Source organism: Lewinella sp. IMCC34183 (assembly GCF_003390915.1).
In the GTDB taxonomy this organism is placed as follows: domain Bacteria; phylum Bacteroidota; class Bacteroidia; order Chitinophagales; family Saprospiraceae; genus Neolewinella.
The window spans coordinates 42203-66705 of sequence record NZ_QMEM01000014.1 but is presented as its reverse complement, the minus strand read 5'-3'; the positions used below and the strand labels follow the sequence as shown (position 1 = coordinate 66705).

The window sequence follows — 24503 nt, the reverse complement described above, 5'->3', positions numbered from 1 at the left end:
GCTACGCGGGGCTACCGCAGTACGACGCGCCGGGCACCGGCGCGGCCGGTGGCGTCCCGGATACGCAATAGGTACACCCCGGCGGCAAGTCCGTGCAGCCGTAACGGCAGGCCGCGGGCACCCGGATCGACTGAAAGATCCAAGACGCGCCGGCCGTCGGGAGCGAACAGGCTGATCTCCTCGACCGTCAGCCCGTCGGACCACGCGACATGGATGCGGTCGCTGGCGGGATTGGGGGAGACCGTCCATTCCGTTTCCGGCAGGGGGCTGTGGCCGGCCAATACGCAATCGTCGCCGAGTACGACGGTACGGTCTTCGCCCGTCACGTCGTCGCAGCGGCTGGCCACCTGCACCTCGTAGCTGTTGCACAGGTTGAGGTTGTTGATGGTGACGGAGAGTCCCGTGACCATGCGGGTCGTCCACGGATCCGTACCCCGCGGGCGGTACCGCACGCGGTACTTATTGCCGGGGGCGGCACTGGCGCCCCACTCGAGGAGCGTTGCGCCGGTCCGGTCGTCGTAGGTGGCCATGAGCGCCGGTGGGGGCGGGCAGCCCTGGGCGGCGGTGATGTCGAGGCAGTAGTCTTCCACCTCCCCGGAAAATTGCTGGTTGCTGCCGGCGGGGCAGGCGCCGGTCTTGACGGAGGTGAATTGCATGACGATCCGCATGCGCGTCAGGCCGAGGGCACTTTCCGCGGGGACGGTAAGGCTGCCGCGCGCGGCAGCGCCGCGCGGCGCGGATTGCTCCAGGGCCAGCTCGTCGGCCGCGAAGGTTCCGTCCTGGTTCCAGTCGACGTATACGTGCACGTCCTGGGTGAAGCCGCTGCCCCGGTAGTCGGGCGTCACCTCTATGGGGTATACGCCACCGGGTACCATGCTGCCGAGGGTTTCGTCGCCGAAGTTGCGGTAGCCGTCGATCTCGCGGCTCGACCGCACGTCCAGGATACCCGGGATCTCCACGCGGGCGATCCACTCCTGTTCGTTACCGAAGCCGGTAGGTACGCAATACTCGGCATCGAGACAGACCCCGCAGCCCAGCGTTTTCTGCACGCGACGACCCTGAAAGCGGGTGGCACCCCCCGTACAGTTGGTGCGCAGCTCGACCTCGTACATGCGGCAGTTGCGCAGGCCGGTGAGTTCGATCTGGGATTCCCGGGTGGTCAGCTCGGTCCAGGGGTCCTCCCCCGTACGGTACCGCAGGGTATAGCTAAGGGCATTCAGCAGCGGCTCCCACTCGGCCACGAGCCGGCCGCCGGGCAGGGCGGCGACGCGGTAGGCGTCCGGTAGCCGGCAGCAACCGGGCGTTTCCAGGGTGAGTTGCTCGGACCGGGCCGTATCCGTTCCGCAGGAGGCTATTAGCTGCAGGTCGTACTCCTGGCAACTCGGCAGGCCGGTCAGGCGGTAGGGGGGCGTGAGGGCGGAAATGGTGGTCCACTCCGTCCTTCCGTGCAACCGGTACTGCAGGTCGGTCCGCGTGGTGGAGCTCGCAGCCTGCCAGTCGAGCCAGAGATCGGAGGAAGCGTCGCCCGGGGGCGCCGCGGTAAAGGAGGTCGGTGGCAGGCAGCCCACGCAATCTTGCATCAGGCGCCGCACCGCAGCCCCCAGGTCGAGCGCGCCACCGGTAGCCGTGACCCCGGCCAGGGTCGGCAGGGGGCGCAGCGTGGAGAGGAGCACCCCGCGCAGGTAGCGGGCAGTAGCGGGCGGGTCGCTGCGCAGGCGCAGGCCCAGGTTGGGGCAGGGGGCCGAGTAGAGCAGGGCGAAGGCCCCGGTCACCGCCGGTGCCGCGAAGGAGGTGCCGTATACCTGCCCGTAGGAGTTGCCCAGCAGGGTGGTGTAGACGCCCTCGCCGAAGGCGGCCAGGTCGACGGAAGTAGCCCCGTAGCCGGCGTCCTTTACCTTCTTGCCCCGGGTGTCGATATTGGTGACCACTACCAGGTACTCCGATCCGCAGAGCGAGGGCAGGTCGCCGACCTCGTCGACGTCGAGGTCGCGGTTCGGTACCGCGGCTACGTTGATGATGCCGTGGTGGCCCAGCGTATCGTACAGCGCGCACCACAGCGGACTCTGGGAGGGGAAGGCCCGGTCGCGGCCCCAGCTGGCGTTGGTGGCCACGACGTAGGCCCCCTCCCGCCCGCCGGTAGCGTCGTAGCGCAGCCGCGCCTCGAGGGCGTAGCCGTAGGCCTGGATCACTTCGGACTCCAGGGGGTCGAAGTCGTTGGTGATCGTCATCACCCTGGCGCGCCAGTTGACGCCGGTCACGCCCACGCCGTTGTTGCCGACGGCGGCGAGTTGTCCCGTGACCGGCGTGCCGTGGTCGCCCTTGCCCCCCTCCACGTCGTTGTTGTCGAGGGCCGTATTCCAGCCGTAATAATCGTCGATATAGCCGTTGCGGTCGTCGTCCCGGCCGTTACCGGGCACCTCGTCGCGATTTACCCAGAGGTTGGCGATAAGGTCTTCGTGGTCGAGGTCGATGCCATTGTCGATGTTGGCGATGACGATGGTGTCGCCGTTGGGGGTCACCCCGCCGGTGGTCACTTCCCAGGCGGCTTCGGCGCGGTAGTCGGCGCCGTTCTCGCCGCCGATCTGCCCGCTGTTGAAAAACTGCCACTGCTGTCCGTAGCGGGGATCGTTGGGCCGGCGGCGCAGCGACAGCCGTCGGTTCAGTTGTACGCCCACCACGTAGGGATCGCGGGCGTACTCTGCGCGCAGCTCCGATTCCGCGTACCGCGCCCAGTCGAACGTTATCAGCCAGGCGTTGATGCCGCGACCCAGGGGACGCCAGGCGGTGATTTCGGAATGGGTAAGGGACCAAGCCTTACCGTCCGTACCCGGCCGGAGCTGGACGATCAGTTGGCCCTGCGCGTAGTCCAGCGCCTGTCCCCCCAGACCGACGGGGCCGAGCAGCAAGAGGAGCAGTACCGGGAGGGGAAAGCGCATAGGGAGATTCTGACCGCCGAAGCCAATTTACGGGTTCCCCCGCCGGTCGCACGGCACGATCGCGGACATTGACGGTCAACTTACCTACGTCCGCAAGTAGGTATTCGGTTGCGGGTCAGGTAGCCGCGCGTCGCCACAGCGACCGAACGACGATCAGCAACAGCAAGAACAGCGCCACCGTGTACTGAACCTTTAATGCGGCCACCGGTACTACGCCCATCCGGTTGACGCCCCAGAGCAGCAGCAGTGTCAGGGCCACCATGGCCACCAGGCCGGCGAGGTGGCCGAAGCCGGGCAGGGTGGACAGCGCTACCCGCCGGTGGATGACGTAGGCGGTATAGAAGAAGCTGGCGACGGGGACCGCCAGCAGCACGAGGTCATCGGTGTCGCCGGCCGGGCCGCCCTCCACGTACCTGACCACCAGTAAACCAACGGCCACTGTAGCGGGTACCGCCACCAGGTACAGCAGGGCGCTGTAGAGGTAGTTCCAGGGGGGGAGGTGGTCCTCCTCCCGCTCCATCCAGCCGGCCAGCAGGGCGGCGAAGGGAATGAGCGCAAAGTAGAATACCACTTCGGTAGGGTGCTCCGCGGCGGACCGCAGGAAATCGGGCAACGTCATGCGGGCTAAGGTAAGGTATCGACCCACCGCCAGGGAAGCAGACGCGTCAGCCGCAGGCGGAAAGTTATCCGCTCCAGGAGGTTGCCCCGCTGGTCCAGCAGGAGACGGGTGTCGGCGTCGGCCACTAGCGGCACGGCGAGCTGAAACTGCTCCCCGAAAAAGTTGAGCGTGAGGCCGCCCACCCAGCGAAACTGATTCGTCTGCTCCTGATTGAGGGTGCCCCGGGCTCCGTAGGCCCCGGCGTCGAAGTACAGCCCTAGTGGGCCGGGGAAGGGCAGGTCGCCGTCGAGGTTCAGCGCCGCCAGGTAACTGTTGCTGCGCCCGAAGGGGAAGGCCGCGGGGATCGGCGCCCGGAAGCCGCCCTGCCGGGTCTCCAGCTGCTGCTGGTACCAGCCGCCCTGGCTCCGGCCCAGGTACAGATCGTCGTAGGCGTAGTCCGAGTCGGCGTTGTCCACGAGCGAAAGGGCGCTACCGGGGGCGGCCAGGCCGTCGCGGTTGTCGTGTAAGAGGTAGTACCCTCCGAAGAGGCGCCAGCGCAGAAACTTGTTCCGCTGGTACTGGTAGCCGGCCCGGTAGGTGGCGTCCAGCCGCAGGTAGTCCGAGGCAATGAATTCATCGCGGTCCCCCTCGCGGTACTCTATCCGGAAACCGTAGGCGACCGGATTGATCTCCCGGTCCAGCCGGCTTTGGTAGCCCGCCCGCAGAAAGGTGGTACTGATCCGGCGGGCGTTTTCCCGGAGTCCGCCCCCCGCATCGAAGTCCGGGCGCCGCTGCTCCAGACGGATGAACTGGGAGTAGAGCTCGCTGTACCGCCCGGAAGGGGCCGGGTGGTCGAGGACGAAAGTGGTGCGGGCCGCCCACCGGTCGTACCCGTAGACGCCATCGAGCGCCGGCGGGTCGAAGTCGCTGAACCGCCGTACCCCCCCGCCTACGGTCACCCGTTGCAGCCCCGGCAGCGGCCGCGTCAGGCGCAGGCGCCCCCCGGCGAAGCCCGCCAGCCGCTTGCTGCCGAAGCCGTAGAGCGGGGCCAGCAGGAATTCTAAGGGGCGGGGCTCCAGGGTGCGGTTGTGGAAGGCCAGGCCGGCCAGAACCCCGTCGTTCTCGTTGAATCCCAGCAGGGGAGAGACGAACAGCTGGCTGCGTGGCCCCTCCGCGTCGGTGATCAGCGCCAGTTTCGGTAGCCAGATGCCGGCTGCGTGCTCCCGCTGCCGGGCCGCCGTATTGAAGGCCCCCTCATCGACCGTTTCCATGGCGTCGCGCAAATAGTCGTCGGCTTCGAGTGGAACAAGGGCGGCGTAGAAATCATCGGGCTGCGGGTGGCGGAACTGCCAGTCCCGGTAGTACTCCCGGAAGGCCGCATCGAGGCGATCGATGCCTATGCGCTCCTCCAGGGCGGTCAGTACCAGTTCGGGTTTGCTGTAGGCGGCTATCCAGTAATTGATCGAGCCCAGGCTGTCGGCGGGCGTGTCCGGAGCCTGGTCGCGCCCCAGGCGGGCCATATAACGGTAGCCGAGGGCGTCCGGGTCGACCTCCCGGCCGGGGATGAACTGGCTGCGGCCGTTGCGGTCCGGGTAGAATTCGCGGGTGTAGCGGCCTTCGTAGTAGCTGTTGAGGCCCTCGTCCATCCACGCGTGGTCGCGCTCGTTGCTGCCCAGCACGCCGTAGAACCAGTTGTGGCCGATCTCGTGGGCGAGCACCTCGTCGAGGCCGTAGTCGGTATAGCTGCGGCCGATCACGGTGATCATGGGGTACTCCATGCCCGCGCCGGCGCTGAGTGCCGATTGTACACCCGTCACCTGGGGGTAGGGGTAGGGGCCGATGTGCTCGCTGTAGAAGCGGGTGGCCCGCTTCAGGTAGTCGATGGAATTTTTCCACAGGGCGGCCTCCGTATCGGTAAAGAAGCTCCACGTATCGATGGGCGGATCCTGGCGCGGACGCAGGTGCAAGGTGTCGTGTAACACCATAAACCGCTTGTCGGCAAACCAGGCGAAGTCGTGCACCCGTTCCGCCGTGTAGGTGAGGGTCTTCGATCCGGTGGCGCTGGCGGGAAAGAGCTGATCGACGTATCCGAAGGCCAGTTGCAGGGGGTCGGCGGCGTCCAGTTGTTGACGGGTCTTCGCGGCCCGTTCCAGCAGCCACTCGCGTTCCGTGGCGGTTTGCAGCTCGCCGGTCGCCGCTACCACGTAGTTCTCCGGCACGGTGATGCGCACCCGGAAGTCACCGAACTCACTGTAGAACTCACCCTGGTCCAGGTAGGGCATCGCGTGCCAGCCGTTGCGGTCGTAAACGGCGGGCTTGGGGTACCACTGGGTGATCTGGTAGGACTCGCCGACGTGGCCGAGGCGACTGAAGCTGGCGGGGATCTTCACGCGGAAGGGCGTGGTGATGGTGGCCGTCGCTCCGTTCGCCAGCGGAGCGTCGAGGTAGAGGACGCCGATGTCCGGGTCGTCGGTAAACCGAAAGCGTGCGGCCTCACCGTTGACCCGGAAGTCGAGGCTGTCGAGTGTACCGCGGCGGGCGGGGTCGGCGAAGTGGAAGGCGGTATTGCCGTTGCGCAGTTGCTGCCGGGCGAAGGCGGTATTGTCGCTACTGAAGGCGCGCGGCCAGAGGTGGAAGACGATGGAGTCGAGGGCCTCCGCGGCATTGTTGGTGTAGGCAAGGCGCAGGTCGGCCGCGAGCGTGTGGTCGGCATCATCGAGCCGTACGTCGATGTCGTAACTGACGTACTGTTGGAAGTAACCGGCGGGCTGGCCCAGCAGCGGACAGGATAGCAGAAGGAGTAGGATCAGGCGCATGGGTGTAGGTGTACGCTACAGCAGTTCACCGCTGAATCCGAACGGGAGCAGGTGCCCGGCCCGCTCGAAGACGTACACGGGACCGGCTTCCCCCCGCAGGATGAGGCGGATATCGTGACCGAAACGTCCCTCGTGCTCGCTAAGTATCTGCCGGCACGATCCGCAGGGGCTGGCCGGCGTATCCAGCACCCGGTTGGGGGCCTTTACCGTGACCGCCATGGCTACTACCGGCATACCGGGGCGCAGGGCGGCCGCGGCGGCCATGGCGTTGGGCTCGGCGCAGATGCACATGGGGTAGGCGGCATTCTCGGTATTGGCGGCGGCCACGACGGTGCCGTCCTCCAGCATTGCGGCGGCCCCCACCTTGAAGTTGGAGTAGGGGGAGTAGCTATTCTGGAGGGCGGTGGTGGCGGCGGCGAGCAGTTCGCGGTCCGCTTTGGAAAGTTCTTCGGGGCGCGGTACCGACAGGTAGGAAATGGTATGACTGCGTTGGTGCATGTCGAGGTTTTCGTTGTTGGTCCCGGCACGTCCGGCCAGGCAAGATAGTTACCGACATCGGATGTGGGGCGGTTTGCGATCCGCGCATCGGATGAAGGCTCCCTGCGGTCGCCGCGCATCCGATGAGCTGTGCTGTTGGGTATTTGCTACCGACATCGGATGTGGTGGACATCGGATGTCGGGTTGTCCGCATCGCGCATCGGATGAGGCCTCCCTGCGGTCGCCGCGCATCCGATGAGCTGCGCTACGCATCCCCCCGGGGGCGCAGCGACCGGCCGATGAGCCGCCGACTACAGCACTACCATACTACAGAACTAACCACCTACCGAATCTCCACAGCCTCAGCAGCATTCACGAACAGCACGTTGCCGATGTCGTCATAGCCGGCGAATACCTCTTCCTTCATCCGCTTCAGGGCCTCCTCCCGGAAACCCAGGATGACCAAGTCCGCCTCCCCCGACTTGCGGGCGATGACGCTGCGGCTATCCGTATTGTCGCCGCGGCAGAGCACCTCGATGTTGGCGCGGCTGATGGGCAGCTTGCCAGTCTCGATCAGGTCGTAGAGGCGTTGCTCCTCGCTGGCGAGCTTGGATTCCTCGAATACGGCGAACAGCCGGATCTCCGCGTTTTTCCAGTCGCTGTGGCCCGTCATCACGTAGGCCAGCAGGATCATGAGGTTGGAGCTCTCCAGGTGGGCGCGGGTGATCCAGATGTGGATGGTGCGCTTCAGGCCGAAGCCCCGCTCGGACAGCCCTAGGATACCGATGTTGAAATCCACCGATTTGATCAGCTTGAAGTTGTCGATGATGTCCTCCAAGCCGTCGCCGCCGCGCTTGGAATACTCCAGCAGCAATAGGTTGTTCTCCGTGCCCGCGATGCCCGGAAACTGGATGATCTGGGCGATCGCCGAGGTGTAGCTGGGCGACACGATGGTGTCGATGTAGATCCGGCTCTCGGTGGTCTCCGCCATGCGGATGATGCGCTCCTTGGTGACCTTCGCCGCTTCGGAGGTGTCGTGGCTGAGGTAGCCGTTGACGTAGTGCAGGTAGGTGCCGAAGCCGTACTTCTGCGACAGCCACCGCAGCAGGTCGAAGGCGCCCAGGCGCGTGAAGGTGGCGTCGCTGACGGCGATCACGCTCGGTCGCCACGTCTTGGTTTCCTCCTTTTCGGCCTTCTGCAGGAAGATCTGGATGCGGCGGCTCACCTGGAAGATCACCCCCTGAAAGATGAGCGCCAGGCTGCGTTTGTCGGGGTTACTCGCCGTGATGTACAGGTATAGCAGTCCGATCAGCACCACCGCCGCGGCCGCGTAGGTGGAGTTCATGAAGAACATGAGCCCGAAACAGGCGATGGCCCCGAAGAGCGATACGTACCACTTCGACTTGAAGGTGGGCCGGTAACTGGGGTCGGCGGCAAAGTGATTGAGGAAGCTGATCAGGCAAAGCGAGCCGTAGGTCACCATGAAGAACATCGAGATGATCTCCGCTACGCTGTCCAGCGCTCCCAGCAGGATGAAGAAGGCCGCCAGCACCACGGTGACGAGGCTGGCGTTGTACGGCTCGGCCCGCTCGCCCTTCCCCCGGGCCAGGAACTGGTTGATGCCGGTAGCGGGAAAGATATTGTCCGCTGCAATGGCCTGCAGGGTGCGCGGAGCCACCAGGATGGACCCGAGCGCGGAAGAGATCGTAGCGGCAGCCAGCCCCAGCGGCACGATCCACCAGCCCTGCCAGGCGATGTCGGCCATGATCAGGTTACTCGTGTCGGCCAGGGCCTCCGGCGGGGCGGAAGCGGCCAGTTTCCAGGCCATGAAGAAGTAGACCACCATGCCGCCGATCGTGGCCGCTAGCGTACCGCGCGGGATGGAGCGCCCGGGATCGCGGAGGTCACCCGAAAGCCCTACCCCCGCTGTCATGCCCGTAAAGGCGGGAAAGATGATGGCAAATACCGTAAAGAAGCTCAGTTCCGGCAGGTCGGGAGCGGGCGGGGCCGCAGGTGCGGGGCGCGCGGGACGGGCCTCGGCCACCCCGCCGGGATAGTACACCGTATCGGGCGTAGTGCCCCCCTCGGCCTCGGTGAGCAGGTCGGTGAGCGCGGCGTCCGTGGTTTCCGTATCCGCGGTGTAGCTGTTAAAGAATTCTACCTGGTGCGCCCGGCCGTATTCGGTAGTGCCCACGAAAAAGGCCACCAGGGCGATGGCCAGCGTGGCGACCACGGTGTAGAGCACCTTCACGCCGAGGTCGGCGCCCTTGGTCAGGATCAGCAACGTCAGCAACAGCAGGGCCGGGATACCGATCGTCTGCGGAAATTCCAGCAGGTAACCGACCCACGGCATCAGCACGTACGTCTCGCGCAGCCAGGAAACCAGCGGCTTGAACGCCTCGGTGAAGGCCATGATGTAGAAGGCTACCGAAATGGCCTGCGAGAGGTACAGCGCGATACCGATCGTGGAGCCGATGACCAGCCCGAAGCTACGGGAGATGATGTAGTACTCACCTCCTCCCTCCACCTTCTGGTTGGTGGCGATCTCGGCGATGGCCATCGCCGTAGGGATCGTCACGGCGTGCCCGATCAGGATGATGCCGATCGTTCCGGCCAGCCCCACCATGCCCACCGCGAATCCGAACCGCAGGAACATGATCGCGCCCAGGATCGTGGAGATCGCCGTGAAGAACACCGGGGCGGTGCCGAATTTTTGCTTATCCATGCGTTATCCCGGGCCGGGCGCCTCGGCGAGGTAGAGGTAGTTTTGGAGAATGGCCTCTACCTCCTGCCGCAGCTCGGCGTCGTCCTGGTTCCGCAACTGGAGCAGGAGCTGCTGGGCGATGTACTGCCCGCGGCGGCTGTCGATCCGGTAGTCGAAGCTGTTCTCGAGGATCTGCGGATCGAGGCTCGCGAAGTAGTCCAGTCGCTCGGCGGTGTTCTCGGCGAGTTGCAGGATCACGTCGCGCGCCCGGTCCACGTTCCCCGACTGGAAGTAGGGCCCCAGCATCGTGAAGGCCTCGTAGAAGAAGGGGAAGTTCATGTTCGGGAAGGACGCGAAGTACCGGTCCCCGATCTGTAGCGCCCGCTCCACGTCGCCGCGCTGCAGCAGCTCGTTCATGGTCCGCAGCATCATCACCTGCATCGACTGGATGGCCGGCCGGTAGCTGGTATTTACTTCCGTGTCCACCTGGTCGAAGTTGCCCCACGTCCAGACGTTCATGATGAGGTCGTAGTTCTTGTCGACGTCGATGCTGCCCGCTCCGATGTTGTTGTATACGTCCATTTGGGAGGCGGTGCGCGTGGCGGTCAGCTGCAGGGCCAGGCCCTCGAGCTGCATGTAGTCCTCCAGGCCCAGGAACTTGGACGGCTGGCAGGTCACCGCGAAGTAGATCGGGCGCTTGTAGAAGTTGGAGTTGATGATGTCCATGATGGCAATCACGTCCTTCTGGATCGCGCGCGGATCCACCCGGACCGGGATATTCTGCACCGGTGTCTGCCCGGCCGGCGTGAGCCAGGGCGCCTGGGCGAGTTGGCCGGGGTCGATACGGATATTGACGTTGCAGGAGGAGTACGTCGTCTCAATGATGCGCCCGCTTGGGGTAGCCAGGTTCTTGTCGGTCGCCAGTTCGTTCATGAACTGGTCCAGGGTGATCTGTGGTCCCGAGGCGCAGTCGGCCTCCGGGTTGGCGGAGTTGTAGAACTGGATCTGGTTGCGCAGGCGGCCGCGCATCTGGTCCTCGGTCAGTTGCAGGTCGATAGCCGGGGAGTCGTTCATCCGGTAGCGCAGCAGGTCGATGTACCAGTCGACGGCGATGAGGCTGAGGTTGACCACCCGTACGTCGGTGCGGATGCCCTCCACCTCCTGGGCGTACCACAGCGGATAGGTGTCGTTATCGCCGTACGTGAAGATGATCGCGTTCTGATCGACCGACTCCAGGAAGTTGTGGGCGTAGTCGCGCGCGGCGGTGTGGTTGGAGCGGTTGTGGTCGTCCCAGTTCTGCGTCACCATAAGGATCGGTGCCAGGAGCACCAGCGCGGAAACGCCCAGCGCGGCTACCGTACCCCGGGCCCGGAAGCGTTGTTTCAGGAACTCATAAATGGCGGGTACGGCCATTCCGATCCACATGCAGAATACGAAGAAGGAGCCGACGAGTACGTAGTCACGCTCCCGTGGTTCGTTGGGCGGCTGGTTGGTGTAGATGACGATACCGATACCGGTAATCACGAACAGCGCCAGCAGGGCCAGGAACTCCTCACCGCGCTTGCCGGAGTGCCAGAACAGGCCCATCAGTCCGAAGAGGAAGGGCAGCAGGAAGTAGGTGTTGCGGGCGGGGTCTTCGCGGTAATCGGTAGGTAGCTCGTCCAGGTTACCGAGCCGCAGCTCGTCGAGAAACTTGATGCCCGTGATCCAGTTGCCGTTGCTCTTGTCCCATTCGTAGTAGCCCTGCTCACCGTTCTGGCGGCCGGAGAAGTTCCACATGAAGTAGCGCCAGTACATCCAACCCAGCTGGTAGTTGAACATGAACTTCAGGTTGTCAATGGCCGAGGGGCGCCCGTAGGGCAGGGGCTGGGAGGGGTCCAGGCCCATCCATTGCTTGTAGAGTCCGGGGCGGCCCTGGGAGCCGTCCGCCATACGCGGGAAGAGCATCTTCTTCCCTTTTTCGTACTCCGGCGTGACCTTGAAGTTGGTGTATTCGTAGCGGTCGCCAACGAGCCCGTAGCGGTCCTCCACCTCCGTAGCGATGATGTCTGCCTCGAAGTGGGGCCCATAGATCAGGCTGCGCTCGCCGTACTGCTCGCGGTTGAGGTAGGGCAGCAGGCTGGTGACGTTGTCGGGGTTGTTCATGTTGACCGGCGTCTTGGCGTCGGCCCGAATGACGACCACCGCGATGACGCTGTACGCGATCAGGATGGAGGTAATGCCCATAGCCGCCAGCTGTACGCCCTGGTCGTGGTGATTGTGGGCGTAACGGAAGGCCAGGTAAAGCAGCCCGCCGTAGGCCGCGAGGGTGGGGAGGATGCCGATGTGGACGGGCAGGCCGGCATTGACCATCCCGATCTCGAACCACTGCCAGACCGAGGGCACGCCGATGATGACCAGCGTCTGGATGATGCCGATCATGAGCACGCCGCACACCGCAGCCACGATGAACTGAGCCCACTGCGGAAGCTTGCGTCGCCCCAGGAAAAACGTTGCACCTGCGATCACCGCAATCCCCAGTATTGACTTGCCGGAGAAGGCACCGGCCGTCAGCAGGAGGCTGGCGGCGAAGAGGTAGCCCACGATCTTTCCGACCCGGTTGAGGATCAGCTGCCCGCGCTCGCGCAGGTAAAACAGCAGCGTGATGAAGGGCAGTACCAAGATGCTGAGCAGGTGGACCCCGCTGGACAAACCGATACAGAAGATGCTGAAAATCAGCCAGCGGTAAGCGATGTAATCGCGGTCGGAGGGGGTGGTGTAGTAGCGCATCGCCGCCCAGACCGTCATACACGTGAAGAAGAAGGACATGGCGTACACCTCGCCCTCGACGGCGGAAAACCACACGGAGGTGGTGAAGGCCGCGCAGAGGCCGGCAACGAGGCCGGCGCCGGCTACCGCGATGACCTGTCCGCCGCCCACCTCGGCGGATTCGTCGCGGCCGGTCAGGGACAGCAGGCTAAATCGGATGGTCGACCAGGCGATGAAGGTGGCCCCAAAGGCCGTACAGATGGCGGACATACCGTTGACGAAGGCCGCGATGAGGGCCGGGTCGTCGGAGAGGATACTGCCGAGGCCGGCGAAGAGGCGACCGATGAGCAGGAAGAGCGGCGCCCCCGGGGGGTGGACGACTTCCAGCTTATAGGCGCCGAGGATAAATTCCCCTACGTCCCAGAGGCTGCCCGTGCGCTCCACGCTGAGCACCAGCACGGAGGCGGTAAGTAAAAAAACGATCCAGCCGGTAAGCTGGTGAAGGCGGTGGAGTTTACCCATGGCGGAAAGCTTGGAAAGTCGGAACGCCGCAAAGCTACTAATTATTAGGGGGCGGCCCCGGCTCGTCCTTTCGCCAACAAAGTAGGAGTTTTTACATCCAGTCGAAAGAGTCCTGTTTGCGGTCGGGATGGTCCCCGTCGCCGTGCGCCGCCGTGAAGTCCCAATCGTAGTTGTCCAGGCCGGCGAGGCCGGCGACGAGCAGGTCGATACAGTGCTCGATGTCCTGCTTGCTGGCCATCTCGGTGACCTGGTGCATGTTCCGCAGGGGAATGGAGATGGCCCCGGCGATGCTGCTCTGCTTGCCGTACCGCTGCAGGGCGGCGGTGTCGGTGCCGCCGGCGGGCAACAGTTCGAGCTGGGCGGGGATGCCCTCGCGCTTCGCCGTTTCCTTGAGGTAGTTGACCATGCGGTAGTCGGAGATCACGGAGCCGTCGAGCACCTTGATGGCCGCCCCCTCGCCGAGGCAAGTAACGTTCTCGCGCGCCGAGCTGCCCGGCACGTCGTAGGCGATGGTAACGTCCAGCCCGAAGCCGAAATCGGGATCGATGCTGCCCACGCTGCCCATGGCACCCCGCAGGCCCACCTCTTCCTGTACGGTGAAGGTGGCGTAGAGGTCGTAGGGCAGCTCCCGGTCCTGGAACCGCCGGAGGGTTTCCAGCAGGATGAATACGGAGACCCGGTTGTCCAGCGACTTGCCGGTTACGCAGTTTCCGATCTCGGTCAGGTCGCGTTCGCGGGTGATGGGGTCGCCGACGGATACCAGCTCGTCCACGTTTTCCTTGGGCAGGCCGAGATCGATGAAGTAGTCTGAGATGGGGACTACCTTGGTCCGTTCCTCCTGCTTCATGATGTGGATCGGCTTGCTGCTCATGACCCCGAGTACGTCGCGGCGGCCGTGAACAACTACGCGCTGGGCGGTAAGTGTCTTGGGGTCGAAACCACCGAGCGGCAGGAACCGCACGAATCCTTTCTCGTCGACGTGGTTGACGATGAAGCCGATCTCGTCCATGTGGGCCGCGACCATCACGCGCTTTTGCTCGCGCCCCCGCTTCAGGGCGATGACGTTGCCCATATTATCGACGGATACCTCATCGGCCAGATCACGGAGCTCGGCCAGGATCCGGTTGCGGATACGCCGCTCGAAGCCGGACACACCGGGGGCTTCGCAAATTTGTTTAAGGAGCTCGAAGTTTTGCATACACAGCGTTTCTCGATGCAAAAGTAAACGATTGTAAGGACAATGATTGTTCGAGCCATACAAAAGGGGGCTGCCAACCCCGGTAGTCGTTGAGGCCTCCCTACGGGGCTATGCGGCCGGCACTATAAACCCCGGCCCGCCGTTAAGCGTACAAGCATTTCTCTTTCTACCAACAAACCAACCATTTATGGACAGCATCAAGATCCTCTGGGCCGACGACGAAATCGACCTTTTCAAGCCGCAAATGTTATTTCTCAAGAAAAAGGGCTACGAAGTCGTAACGGTGACCAATGGACACGATGCGCTGGAAGAAGTAGAAAGCGATAAGGATATCGACATCATTTTCCTGGATGAGAGCATGCCCGGCCTCACCGGACTCGACACCCTGGCCCGGATCAAGGACCTGCAACCGTCCATTCCGGTCGTGATGATCACCAAGAACGAGGCCGAGGACGTCATGGAGCAGGCCATCGGGAGTCAGATCGCGGACTACCTGATCAAGCCGGTCAATCCCTCCCAGATTTTGCTTACCCTGAAGAAGATCGTCGACGAGAAGCGGTTGGTCCGCGAAAAGACCACGAGCGACTACCAGCAGGACTTCCGCCAGCTCCTCATGCAGATCAACAGCGGACTCGACAAGGAGGAGTGGGTCGATATGTACAAGAAGATCATCAACTGGGAACTGAAGCTCGACGAGAGCAACAGCGACCAGATGGGCGAGATCCTCGCCGTCCAGAAGCGGGAGGCGAACGCCGAATTCTCGAAATACGTGGAGCGTAACTACCTGGACTGGGTAGCCGGTAAGGAAGCGCCTATCATGTCGCACAACCTGATGCGCGAGAAGGTCTTTCCCCACGTCAATAAGGAGCGGCCCACCGTTATGGTGCTGCTCGACAATATGCGCTACGACCAGTGGAAGGTGATCGAGCCTTACCTGGCCGAGCTGTACCGCATCGAGGAGGAGGATTACTTCTACAGCATTCTGCCTACCGCCACCCAGTACAGCCGCAATGCCATCTTCGCCGGCATGTGGCCCGCCGAGATCGAGAAGCACTACAAACAGTGGTGGGTTAACGAAAACGACGAGGGCGGAAAGAACAACCACGAGGCCGATTTCCTCGGCAAACAGATCGAGCGGCTCATGCGGCGCGGCGATGTCAAGTGGGAGTACACCAAGGTGACGCGTACCAACTTCGCCCGGCAGATGCAGGACCGCGCGCTGGACTTCCTCAACAACGACTTCAGCGTCATCGTCTACAACTTCATCGACATGCTCAGCCACGCCCGCACCGAGATGGAGGTCCTCAAGGAACTGGCCGGCGACGAGAAGGCCTACCGCAGCCTCACCCGCAGCTGGTTCGAGAATAGTCCGCTGTGGGCCACGCTGCGCCGCCTGGCCGAGCGCGACATCACCCTGATCATCACTACCGACCACGGTACCATCCGCGTCAATACCCCCAGCCGGGTCGTCGGTGACCGCGACACGAGCACGAACCTGCGCTACAAGCTCGGTCGGAACCTGCAGTACGAAGAGAAGGACGTACTCGAGGTCCGCGAGCCCAAGGAAGGCAAACTGCCCCGCCCCAACCTGAGCAGCAGCTACATTTTTGCCAAGGAGGATAAGTTCTTCCTCTATCCGAACAGCTACAACTACTATAACAACTACTACCGGGATACCTTCCAGCACGGCGGTATCAGCCTGGAGGAGATTGTCTGTCCGGTCATACGGTTGCGTACGCGCTAGCGCCGGGCGGCAAGCTGATGCGTCCGGCCGGTTGCCGTCGCCCCAGCGGAATCCCCGGGGTGACTCCCGTTCCCAATTCTTTCCAGCTTTGGCCGCTACATTGGGCGGATGAAGATCCTAGTAGTGGAAGACGAGCAGGGCTTGCGCGAGGCGATCAGGGCGTCCCTGAAAAAGGAAGGCTTCCTGGTGGAAACCGCGGAGGACTTTCACGTAGCTTCGGAGAAGGTATTCGTATATGCCTATGACTGCATCCTCCTGGATATTATGCTGCCCCACGGTAGCGGGCTGGATCTGTTGGAGGAACTGCAGCAGGCCGGCAAATCGGAGAACGTAATTGTCATTTCGGCCAAAAATTCCGTGGAGGACAAAGTCCGGGGCCTGGCACTCGGGGCCGACGATTACCTCACCAAGCCCTTTCACCTTGCGGAGCTTAACGCCCGCGTCAAGGCCGTACTGCGGCGGAATACGCTTGGCGGTAAGGAAGAGGTGGCGTGGGCCAACGTGCGCATGGATCTGGACAACAGGCTGGTGTTTATCGGCGATCGACCGACAGATCTCAATCGCAAGGAGTTTGACACGCTCCAGTATTTCTTGCTAAATCCGAACCGGCTGGTGACCCGTACTGCGCTGGCGGAATACGTGTGGGGTGACCATATCGACCAGTCCGATAATTTTGATTTTATCTATAGCCAGATCAAGAATATTCGTCGGAAACTGAAACAGGGGGCCGCCGCAGTCAGGATCCAGACCGTGTATGGGGTTGGGTACAAGCTGATTCATCGATGAAGCTGCTTAACCAGTCCCTGCTGTACCTATTCGTACCACTATTTGTCCTGATCAGTGCCTGGGCAGTCGTATTTTATTTCAGCATGCTCGATGAGGTGTACGACAGCATCGACGACGGGTTGGATAACTCCAAACTGCTGATCATCACCAAAGCCCGGGAAGATGCTTCCATCCTCAACCGCAGAGAATTCGAAGAGGGGAATTACGCGATCCGGGAAATGCCGCGCCCGGCCGCGCTACGCGTCACCGACCTGTACCAGGATACCCTCATGTATATGCTCAACGAGGAGGACCTGGAGCCGGTGCGTATGCTGACTACGGCCTTTGAACTCGACGACCGGTATTACGAGCTGAAGGTCATTAATTCGATGGTGGAGGAGGACGACCAGATCGAAAACCTCCTCTGGTCGGTGCTGCTGCTCTATTTACTGTTGCTGGTCAGTATTGCGCTGATCAATAACCTCGCGCTGAAAAAACTTTGGCAACCTTTCTATCGCTACATGGGCCAGTTGAAGGCCTTCCGGCTGGATCACGGTGGGCCGCTTACCGGAATGAATACCGATACGGAGGAATTTCTTGAGCTCAAGCGATCCGCGGATGCCCTGATCGGGCACAGCCGGGAAGTGTACCGCAACCAGAAGCGCTTCAACGAGAATGCCTCGCACGAATTACAGACGCCGCTGGCGGTCATTCATAACAAACTGGAACTGTTGCTGGAGGGCGGCCGGTTGTCGGAGGAGGATGCCGCGGCCGTCGGTCAGGTAATGAAGACTACTTCCCAACTGATACGGCTGAGCCAGTCGCTCCTCTTGCTCAGCAAGATCGAAAACAAGCAGTTTTTTGACAACCAGCCGGTCTCCGTGAACAGGGTGGTGCGCCGCGTATGCAATGAACTCGAAGAATTACTGGCGCACCGCAACATTGACCTCGACTACGCGGGGGGCGTCGAAATCGTGGTGGAAATGGACCCCCACCTGGCCTACATTCTGGTCGCTAACCTGATCCGCAACGCCATCTTTCACAACCACGCGGGGGGGCGCATTCAGCTGATCTTCGCTTCGGAAGCTTTGACCGTACAAAACACCTCAGCGGGTGGGGAGCTGGCTGTCGATAAAGTGTTCAACCGCTTTTACCGGGAAAGCAGTTCCCGAAAGAGCAGCGGATTGGGCCTGGCTATGGTACGGGCTATTGCCGATCTGTACGGCTTCCGTGTCGCCTATCGGTACACCGGAGAGCAGGTGTTCTGCGTCCGCTTTGGTGGCAGGGAGAAGTAGCGGCTTGTGGTCTGTCTTCCCACTTTCTTCCAGATTCACCCCCCAACTTGGTGGTAGTTACTCATCGGGGTACCCTACCGGTCTGCCGGCCGGGTGCCCGTAATGCTACTGCCCCATGCGCAAGCGACAATCCATACTTGCCCTTCTCGCCCTTTCTCCTTCGGTCACCTGTTCGGGCAGTCATCCGCAAGCCAAGGGGTGCCCTCCGTGATCAAGAACAACTTTGGCGCGGCCTACCCGAAATCGACCGATGTGGAGTGGGAGCGAGACGGCGAACTGTACCAGGTTGAATTCGAAACGGCCGAAGGCGTCGACCACGAAATATGGTACGACGCGTACGTGAACATCCGGCGGGAGGAAGTAGACATTTCGACCGCGGAGCTTCCGGCCGCCGTACGCCGGACTGTGGCCGCCGACTTTGCCGGCTATACTATCGACGACGCGAAACGGGTGGTCACGCCCGAAGGAGAAAGCTACCAGATGGACCTGGAGGCCCTGCTAAAAGAAGATTGGGTAGTCACCTTCACCGCCGACGGCCGCCTCCTCTCAAAAGTGGAAGACTAAAGCGCACCCCTACTCCAATCACTAAAACCATGATTATGAAATATTTATTGAAACCCCTGTTCGCCGTTGCACTCGTGCTGGCCACCTTCGCCGTGCTTGCCTTTTCCATGGTACGCCAATCTACGCAGCCTAAAAGCCAACCGAAGCTCCCGGGGTATTCCCTGGAGCGTCCGGATAAGTCGGATGAATTGGCGGATATCCTGATCGAGGTGTCCGGCCTGACGGACGTCGACGACCGCACCCTCGCCTGCGTACAGGATGAGCTGGGGGTAGTTTTCTTTTATGGCCTGGAAGAGAGAAGAATCGTACGCGAGCTGCCCTTCTCCGACGTGGGCGACTACGAAGGCATAACGCGGGTGGGGGACCGGCTGTACGCGCTGCGTAGTGACGGTAAGCTGTTCGAGATCGACGACTTTGCCGGGGAGGATTTTCACGTGACCACCTACGATACAGGAATACCCGTGAAAAACAGCGAGGGGTTGGCCTACGATCCGGCCCACCATCGCCTGCTGATCGCGGGCAAGAGCAGACCGAAAGATGACCGATATAAGGAAGCCAAGGTCGTCTACGCCTTTGACCTGGATACGAAGGAAGTAGCTCCGGATCCCGTTCTGGCCTTTACCGCTTCCGCCATTGGCCGGGCCCTGAAGGCCGAGACCGGACAGTGGGATGGAGACGCCAGTATCAATCCCTCTGCGATCGCGGTACATCCCCTTACGGACGATATCTACGTGTTGTCCTCCAAGGATCACCTGCTGTACGTCTTCGACCGGACCGAGGAAGTCAAGGGCATCTACCCCCTCAGCGAACGCCGATTCGAGCAACCGGAAGGCATCACCTTCCTGGACGACGGAACGATGTTCATCTCCAACGAGGGGAAGAATGGAGCGCCTACACTCTATCGCTTCGACTACGCGCAGGCCAAGTAAAATGCGGTTTCCAACCGTGCAGTAAGATGCGGTCTCCCGACTGCGGTAGTACGATGCAGCCTCTGGCTGCGAAGCTCAGGGCAGCCCGCTCAAACCCCCATTGCTCATTAGGCTCCGCCCCCGATGATCAACCGTAGTTTCCCGCCCCCCTTCCAGCAGCCTTTCGCGCCGGGAACCAGAAGGTCTCCAATGCTTTCCCGTTCAGCGTGGCCGACTGTACGTACTTGTTCTCAAAGGAAGTGTGCCCGGCCACGATCGTGAAGGTCGTGCCCCGGCCGTAGCGCTCTCCCCGGTTGATGACGACCCGCTCGAATAGCGGACTGCCGATCTCGTACACGGGTTCCGTGGCCGGGCCGCCATCGGTTTGGAAGAGGTCCACCGCCGACAGTATGAACCAGGCGCTCCTTTGCCCCTGGTCCTCGTCGCCCAGGCAGGCGTTGGAACCGCCGAAGCCGTAGTAGCGGTCCACGATGTCGCGGTTCCACCGCTGGGTGAGCCAGGGTTTGCCGGCCCAGCTGAAATGCATCGACTGCTGGTTGCCCTGAATAACGGGGTAGTCCCAGTACAGTGCGTTGGGTGCGTTGTAGCACCAGGAACTGCTGATGCGGAAGCCACCGTCGAGCCGCTGCACGAAGCGGTCCCGGCCGATCTTGTCGACGAGGGCAGGCACGTGCTGCGGGACGAAGGAAGTAAGCCGCCAGGCGTAGCCCCCGGTGGTAAGGAAGCTATACCGGGCAAAAAGACTGGAACGTACTATGTTTACAGTTTAGGCCGGTAGCGCAACCGCTGGCGGGGGTGGCCGTCTGCGCCACGTATCCCGACGAACGGTGCGTACGCAATTGCCCTGCCGGTAGCCCATCCGCCCAATTTCAGTACGTGACTTCTTTCGCCCGTTACCGCCGGATGACACCGGTCCTCCTGCTGTTTCTGCTGGTCGCCGGCGCGAATCACGCCACCTACGGACAGGAAGCCGATCGGTTAGGCGGTGAGAAGTTGGCCGGCCTCTCGTTGTACCGCGACAATTTCCTTATCGCGTCGGTGCCAGGAGTGGGCGGTGCCGACAGGCCGGGCAGTGATGCGGTGTTTCAGATCAGCTTCAAGCAACGCGTGACCCGGAACCTGTTCGGTAGCGGCATCGCCTGCTATGGCACCTACAGCCAGACGGCTTTCTGGGACGTGTATCGTACATCGTTTCCTATCCGGGACATCAACTACCGGCCCGGGGCCTTCTTTTCGAAACTTATATACAGGGGGAATGAGCAGCCGGTAGGCAGGGCTGAATTCGTCGTACACCATACCTCCAACGGCCTGCCGGGCAAAGCCTCCCGCAGCCTGAACCGGCTCTCCCTGGGCTATACCTTTCCGGTAAGTCGTGGTACGACAATCAACCTGCGGGCGTGGTACCTCTGGGGATATGGAGTGGGGAAGCACAACTACCTTGATTACATCGGGCTGGCGGGCCTCAACGTATACCACGAATTCAAACCGGACGTGGCCTATGCGCGCCTGACCATCAACAAGGGCCTCAACCTGGACGACCGGGGCCTCGTACGGACCCGCCTCTACTGGAATCCGCTGCCAAAGGTGCCGGGCAATCACTACCTCCTGCTCGAATGGTACCTGGGATACGCCGAAAGCCTGCTGGAGTACGAGCAGTTCCAGAGTACGGTCCGGATCGGGTACGCGATACGTGCGGCGGACCTGTTCAGTTTGTGAAACTAATTGGGGCGGAGTCGATACTCAGCAATGCAATTGTTACCCGGAACCCGCCCGGCCAGGCGGGAGAAGGTAATTATCTTGGCGCCTCACCCCCTCTTACCGACCTTGTTACTTCCCTACCATACCGATGGACGCCTGGAAGCCGGCTGCGACGAAGCCGGGCGGGGGTGCCTGGCCGGACCGGTCTACGCCGCGGCGGTCATCCTGCCGCCGGGATACGACAATCCACGCCTCAACGACAGCAAAAAACTCGACGAAGCCGCCCGCGACGCCCTGCGCGGGGAGATCGAGCGGGATGCCCTGGCCTGGGCCGTCGCCAGTTGCAGTCCGCAGGAGATCGACCGCATCAACATCTTCCAGGCCAGCTACCGGGCCATGCACCGGGCCGTCGACGCGCTTTCCGTACCCCCTGACTTCCTGCTGATCGACGGAAAGTTCTTCGTGCCCCACGCCACCCTCGACCACTGCTGCGTCATCAAGGGCGACGGCAAGTACCAGAGCATCGCCGCCGCCGGCATCCTGGCCAAGACCCACCGCGACCAGCATATGATGGGCCTGCACGCGGCCTATCCGCAGTTCACGTGGAACACCAACCGCGGCTATCCTACCCGGCCCCACCGGGCGGCCATCGAGGCTTACGGGGCCACGAAACACCACCGGCGCAGCTTCACCCTGCTGCCTGGCGGGAAGCAGTACCGGCTGTTCGAGTAGGCGGGGCGGAAGTACGGTCCCACCGTGGACAGTGCCTGCGCGAACGAAAAGCGGGGTACTATTGTACTACGGTACGGGATTGCCGTGCGCTACGGTACTACCGTACTACCCTTTACTTGTACTATTTATGGATATCGTAGCAATCGTTGGCCGGCCCAACGTAGGCAAATCAACCCTCTTCAACCGCCTCATCGGCGAACGCCAGAGCATCGTCGACGACCAGAGCGGTGTGACCCGCGACCGGCAGTACGGCCAGAGCCACTGGAACGGCAAGGAATTCGCGGTGGTCGATACCGGCGGCTTCGTCCGCAACAGCGACGACGTCTTCGAGGCCGCCATCCGCGACCAGGTGCAGATTGCCATCGAGGAGGCTACCGTAATCCTCTTTATGGTCGACGTTACCACCGGCATCACCGACCTCGACGAGGAAGTAGCCCAGATGCTGCGCCGTGCCGACAAGCCCGTACTGCTGGCCGTCAACAAGGTCGACAACAACCAGCGACAATTGGAGGCCAACGAGTTCTGGTCGCTGGGCTTCGAACAGACCTACTTCCTGTCCTCCGTCACCGGCAGCGGTACGGGCGAACTGCTCGACGCGGCCGTGGAGTACGTCACCAACCGCGACGAGGAGCCCAAGGAGCATATGCAACTCGCCATCGTCGGGCAGCCTAACGCCGGCAAGTCGAGTTTCATCAACGCCCTGCTCGGTGAGGACCGCAATATCGTCACCGACGTCGCCGGTACCACCCGCGATTCCATCAACAGCCACTACAATAAATACGGTAAGGAATTTACCCTCATCGACACCGCCGGCATCCGCAAGAAGGCCAAGGTGCACGAGAATCTGGAGTACTACTCCGTGATGCGGGCGATCCGCGCCATTGAGAAGGCCGACGTCTGCGTACTCATGATCGACGCCACCGACAAGGTCGAGAGCCAGGACCTCGCCATCTTCCGCCTTGCCCAGAAGAATAATAAGGGCATCGTCATCGCCATAAACAAGTGGGACCTCGTCGAGGGCAAGGAAACTAATACCGCCCGCGACTACGAGGCCGAGGTGCGCCGCCGCTTCGCCCCCTTCACCGACGTACCCGTCGTATTCATGAGCGTGACCGAAAAGCAGCGCATCATGAAAACCATCGAAGCCGCCGAACAGGTCTACGCCAACCGGACCCGGCGTATCACTACCTCCAAGCTTAACGACGTCATGCTGCCCGCCATCGAGCGCTACGGACCCCCCGCCTCCCGGGGCCGCGTGATCTCCATCAAGTTCGTTTCCCAGCTTCCGCTGGCGTACCCGGCCTTCGCCTTCTTCTGCAACCACCCCCAGCACGTCAAGGACAGCTACAAGAACTACCTGGAGAACCAGCTCCGCGAAAACTTCGACTTTACCGGCGTACCGATCACCATCTTCTTCCGGCAGAAGTAGTCGCGCTTCCCGCGGTCGCTTAAGTTCGGTAGTTTGGTAGTCGCGCTTCCAGCGGTCACTTAAGTTCGGTAGTTACCAATATTGGTGATTGCGTGGTCAAAATGTCTGTAATTGCACTGAACCCTATTATAACTGGCAACCTCCACTACCGAACTACCGAACTACCGAACTACCGAACTACCGAACTACCGAACTACCGAACTACCGAACTACCGAACTACCGAACTACCGAACTACCGAACTACCGAACTACCCATGCTACTCCGCGTCCACCCCTACTCCCTGCCCCTCCGCGATCCCTTCCGCATCGCCCACGGCAGCCGTACCGAACAGCCGACGCTAATCGTGGAACTGGCCGAAGGGGACTACTACGGGCTGGGGGAGACGGCCATGACCAGCTACTACGGGCTCGATACCCTGGCCTGCACTGCGGAACTGCAACACCTGGCACCCGCGTTCGCGCCCATCTTCGTGGAGCAGCTGCGCGACGAAGGCGTCGAGGCGATCCTGCGCGCTACGGTACCCGCCGACTTCAACCCCTTCCTGCGGTGTGCCCTCGACGTGGCCCTCCACGACCTGTGGGGCAAGCTGGAGGGCAAACGGGTAGGGGAGCTCTGGGACGTGGACCAGGTACGCGTACCGACCTGCTACACCATCGGGCTGGCACCGGTGGAGGAGATGGTGCGCAAGCTGCGCGCCTTTCCGTGGCCGGTGTACAAGATCAAGCTGGGCGGCGGCGACGACGACCTGTCGATCATCCGTGCGCTGCGGGAGCATACCAAGGCGCCCTTCTACGTCGACGCCAATACTGGCTGGACGGTGAAGCAGGCGATCGATTTCTCCGGACCGCTGCAGGAACTTGGTGTCGTATTCATCGAGCAGCCCCTGCCGGCCGGCGATACGGAGGGGCAGGCCGAAGTGCATCGCCATAGCGTACTGCCCGTGCTGGCCGACGAGAGCTGCCAGACGGAGGCCGACGTGGACCGCTGCGCGGACATCTTTTCCGGGATCAACATCAAGGTGGTCAAGTGCGGCGGCCTCATCCCCGCCCGGCGGATGATCGTGCGGGCCCGCGAACGTGGACTGCAGGTGATGGCCGGCTGCATGACCGAAAGCAGCGTGGGGATCAGCGGGATCGCCCAGCTGCTTCCGGAACTCGATTATGCCGACATGGACGGGGCGATGTTGCTCGCAGAAGACCCCGCTACGGGTGTCATTTTCGATCCGGCGACCGGCCACGCCATCTATCCAGACCGCCCGGGGACCGGCGCGCGACTGAAGGCGGAGGGCGGCGGCGCGCAGGTGCGGGGTTAACGTTTGAAAACAAACTTATCGGGTGGGGCCGGAC

17 protein-coding genes are annotated in these 24503 nt (G+C 62.3%); 9 read left to right on the top strand and 8 right to left on the bottom strand.

Going from position 1 to position 24503, the window contains the following annotated elements:
• Positions 1-11: 11 nt before the first annotated feature.
• The 7 genes from DQG19_RS20050 to DQG19_RS20020 all read right to left on the bottom strand — a co-directional run bounded on the left by DQG19_RS20050 (position 12) and on the right by DQG19_RS20020 (position 13999).
• A complete protein-coding gene (locus DQG19_RS20050; protein ID WP_116128252.1) occupies positions 12-2936 on the bottom strand; it encodes a S8 family serine peptidase in 2925 nt (974 codons plus the stop codon).
• Between the two features lie 115 nt (positions 2937-3051).
• A complete protein-coding gene (locus tag DQG19_RS20045) occupies positions 3052-3555 on the bottom strand; it encodes a hypothetical protein (protein ID WP_116128250.1) in 504 nt (167 codons plus the stop codon).
• 5 nt (positions 3556-3560) lie between these two features.
• The gene (locus DQG19_RS20040; RefSeq protein ID WP_116128248.1) at positions 3561-6350 is read right to left on the bottom strand and encodes a M1 family metallopeptidase; all 2790 of its coding nucleotides are present in this window, start codon (positions 6348-6350) and stop codon (positions 3561-3563) included.
• Between the two features lie 15 nt (positions 6351-6365).
• Positions 6366-6848 (bottom strand): cytidine deaminase, encoded by a 483-nt coding sequence (locus tag DQG19_RS20035; protein ID WP_116128246.1) that lies wholly within the window; start codon positions 6846-6848, stop codon positions 6366-6368.
• 322 nt (positions 6849-7170) lie between these two features.
• Complete coding sequence (locus DQG19_RS20030; RefSeq protein ID WP_116128244.1) at positions 7171-9552, bottom strand: amino acid permease; 2382 nt, start codon at positions 9550-9552, stop codon at positions 7171-7173.
• A 3-nt stretch (positions 9553-9555) separates the two neighbouring features.
• Entirely contained in the window at positions 9556-12801 is a 3246-nt protein-coding gene (locus tag DQG19_RS21415; protein WP_232826565.1) for a DUF2723 domain-containing protein, read from the bottom strand.
• Positions 12802-12892: 91 nt separating this feature from the next.
• On the bottom strand, positions 12893-13999 hold the full coding sequence (locus DQG19_RS20020; protein ID WP_116128242.1) for a M42 family metallopeptidase: 1107 nt from the start codon (positions 13997-13999) through the stop codon (positions 12893-12895).
• 187 nt (positions 14000-14186) lie between these two features.
• On the opposite strand from DQG19_RS20020, the gene DQG19_RS20015 reads away from it, so the two are divergent.
• The 5 genes from DQG19_RS20015 (at position 14187) to DQG19_RS20000 (ending at position 19296) form a co-directional block, all read left to right on the top strand.
• Entirely contained in the window at positions 14187-15743 is a 1557-nt protein-coding gene (locus DQG19_RS20015; protein WP_116128240.1) for a response regulator, read from the top strand.
• Positions 15744-15851: 108 nt separating this feature from the next.
• Positions 15852-16529 (top strand): response regulator transcription factor, encoded by a 678-nt coding sequence (locus DQG19_RS20010; RefSeq protein ID WP_116128238.1) that lies wholly within the window; start codon positions 15852-15854, stop codon positions 16527-16529.
• Positions 16526-17803: a sensor histidine kinase gene (locus tag DQG19_RS20005; RefSeq protein WP_116128236.1), complete on the top strand. Its 1278-nt coding sequence runs from the start codon at positions 16526-16528 to the stop codon at positions 17801-17803. Before DQG19_RS20010 ends, DQG19_RS20005 begins: the two co-directional genes overlap by 4 nt.
• A 198-nt stretch (positions 17804-18001) precedes the next feature.
• Positions 18002-18367 carry a PepSY-like domain-containing protein gene (locus DQG19_RS20995; RefSeq protein WP_198661822.1) on the top strand — a complete coding sequence of 122 codons (366 nt, stop codon included), beginning with the start codon at positions 18002-18004 and terminating at the stop codon, positions 18365-18367.
• Positions 18368-18402: 35 nt separating this feature from the next.
• On the top strand, positions 18403-19296 hold the full coding sequence (locus DQG19_RS20000) for an SdiA-regulated domain-containing protein (protein ID WP_157974620.1): 894 nt from the start codon (positions 18403-18405) through the stop codon (positions 19294-19296).
• Positions 19297-19423: 127 nt separating this feature from the next.
• Here the strand turns inward: DQG19_RS20000 and DQG19_RS19995 are convergent, their stop codons facing one another.
• Complete coding sequence (locus DQG19_RS19995) at positions 19424-20053, bottom strand: glycoside hydrolase domain-containing protein (RefSeq protein WP_116128232.1); 630 nt, start codon at positions 20051-20053, stop codon at positions 19424-19426.
• Between the two features lie 119 nt (positions 20054-20172).
• Between DQG19_RS19995 and DQG19_RS19990 the strand changes: the two genes are divergently transcribed.
• The 4 genes from DQG19_RS19990 (at position 20173) to DQG19_RS19975 (ending at position 24469) form a co-directional block, all read left to right on the top strand.
• Positions 20173-21012 carry a phospholipase A gene (locus DQG19_RS19990; RefSeq protein WP_157974619.1) on the top strand — a complete coding sequence of 280 codons (840 nt, stop codon included), beginning with the start codon at positions 20173-20175 and terminating at the stop codon, positions 21010-21012.
• 108 nt (positions 21013-21120) lie between these two features.
• The gene (locus DQG19_RS19985; RefSeq protein ID WP_116128228.1) at positions 21121-21726 is read left to right on the top strand and encodes a ribonuclease HII; all 606 of its coding nucleotides are present in this window, start codon (positions 21121-21123) and stop codon (positions 21724-21726) included.
• Between the two features lie 127 nt (positions 21727-21853).
• On the top strand, positions 21854-23155 hold the full coding sequence (gene der, locus DQG19_RS19980) for a ribosome biogenesis GTPase Der (RefSeq protein ID WP_116128226.1): 1302 nt from the start codon (positions 21854-21856) through the stop codon (positions 23153-23155).
• A gap of 255 nt (positions 23156-23410) precedes the next feature.
• A complete protein-coding gene (locus tag DQG19_RS19975) occupies positions 23411-24469 on the top strand; it encodes a dipeptide epimerase (protein ID WP_116128224.1) in 1059 nt (352 codons plus the stop codon).
• The last annotated feature ends 34 nt before the right edge of the window (positions 24470-24503 follow it).

What these genes read in the sequence shown, in the direction of transcription:
- DQG19_RS20040 (WP_116128248.1), bottom strand. Translation starts at nt 6,350, where the DNA reads ATGCGCCTGATCCTACTCCTTCTGCTATCCTGTCCGCTGCTGGGCCAG.
- DQG19_RS21415 (WP_232826565.1), bottom strand. Translation starts at nt 12,801, where the DNA reads ATGGGTAAACTCCACCGCCTTCACCAGCTTACCGGCTGGATCGTTTTT.
- DQG19_RS19975 (WP_116128224.1), top strand. Translation starts at nt 23,411, where the DNA reads ATGCTACTCCGCGTCCACCCCTACTCCCTGCCCCTCCGCGATCCCTTC.
- DQG19_RS20005 (WP_116128236.1), top strand. Translation starts at nt 16,526, where the DNA reads ATGAAGCTGCTTAACCAGTCCCTGCTGTACCTATTCGTACCACTATTT.
- DQG19_RS20050 (WP_116128252.1), bottom strand. Translation starts at nt 2,936, where the DNA reads ATGCGCTTTCCCCTCCCGGTACTGCTCCTCTTGCTGCTCGGCCCCGTC.
- DQG19_RS20020 (WP_116128242.1), bottom strand. Translation starts at nt 13,999, where the DNA reads ATGCAAAACTTCGAGCTCCTTAAACAAATTTGCGAAGCCCCCGGTGTG.
- DQG19_RS20045 (WP_116128250.1), bottom strand. Translation starts at nt 3,555, where the DNA reads ATGACGTTGCCCGATTTCCTGCGGTCCGCCGCGGAGCACCCTACCGAA.
- DQG19_RS20035 (WP_116128246.1), bottom strand. Translation starts at nt 6,848, where the DNA reads ATGCACCAACGCAGTCATACCATTTCCTACCTGTCGGTACCGCGCCCC.
- DQG19_RS20030 (WP_116128244.1), bottom strand. Translation starts at nt 9,552, where the DNA reads ATGGATAAGCAAAAATTCGGCACCGCCCCGGTGTTCTTCACGGCGATC.
- der (WP_116128226.1), top strand. Translation starts at nt 21,854, where the DNA reads ATGGATATCGTAGCAATCGTTGGCCGGCCCAACGTAGGCAAATCAACC.
- DQG19_RS20015 (WP_116128240.1), top strand. Translation starts at nt 14,187, where the DNA reads ATGGACAGCATCAAGATCCTCTGGGCCGACGACGAAATCGACCTTTTC.
- DQG19_RS20000 (WP_157974620.1), top strand. Translation starts at nt 18,403, where the DNA reads ATGAAATATTTATTGAAACCCCTGTTCGCCGTTGCACTCGTGCTGGCC.
- DQG19_RS20010 (WP_116128238.1), top strand. Translation starts at nt 15,852, where the DNA reads ATGAAGATCCTAGTAGTGGAAGACGAGCAGGGCTTGCGCGAGGCGATC.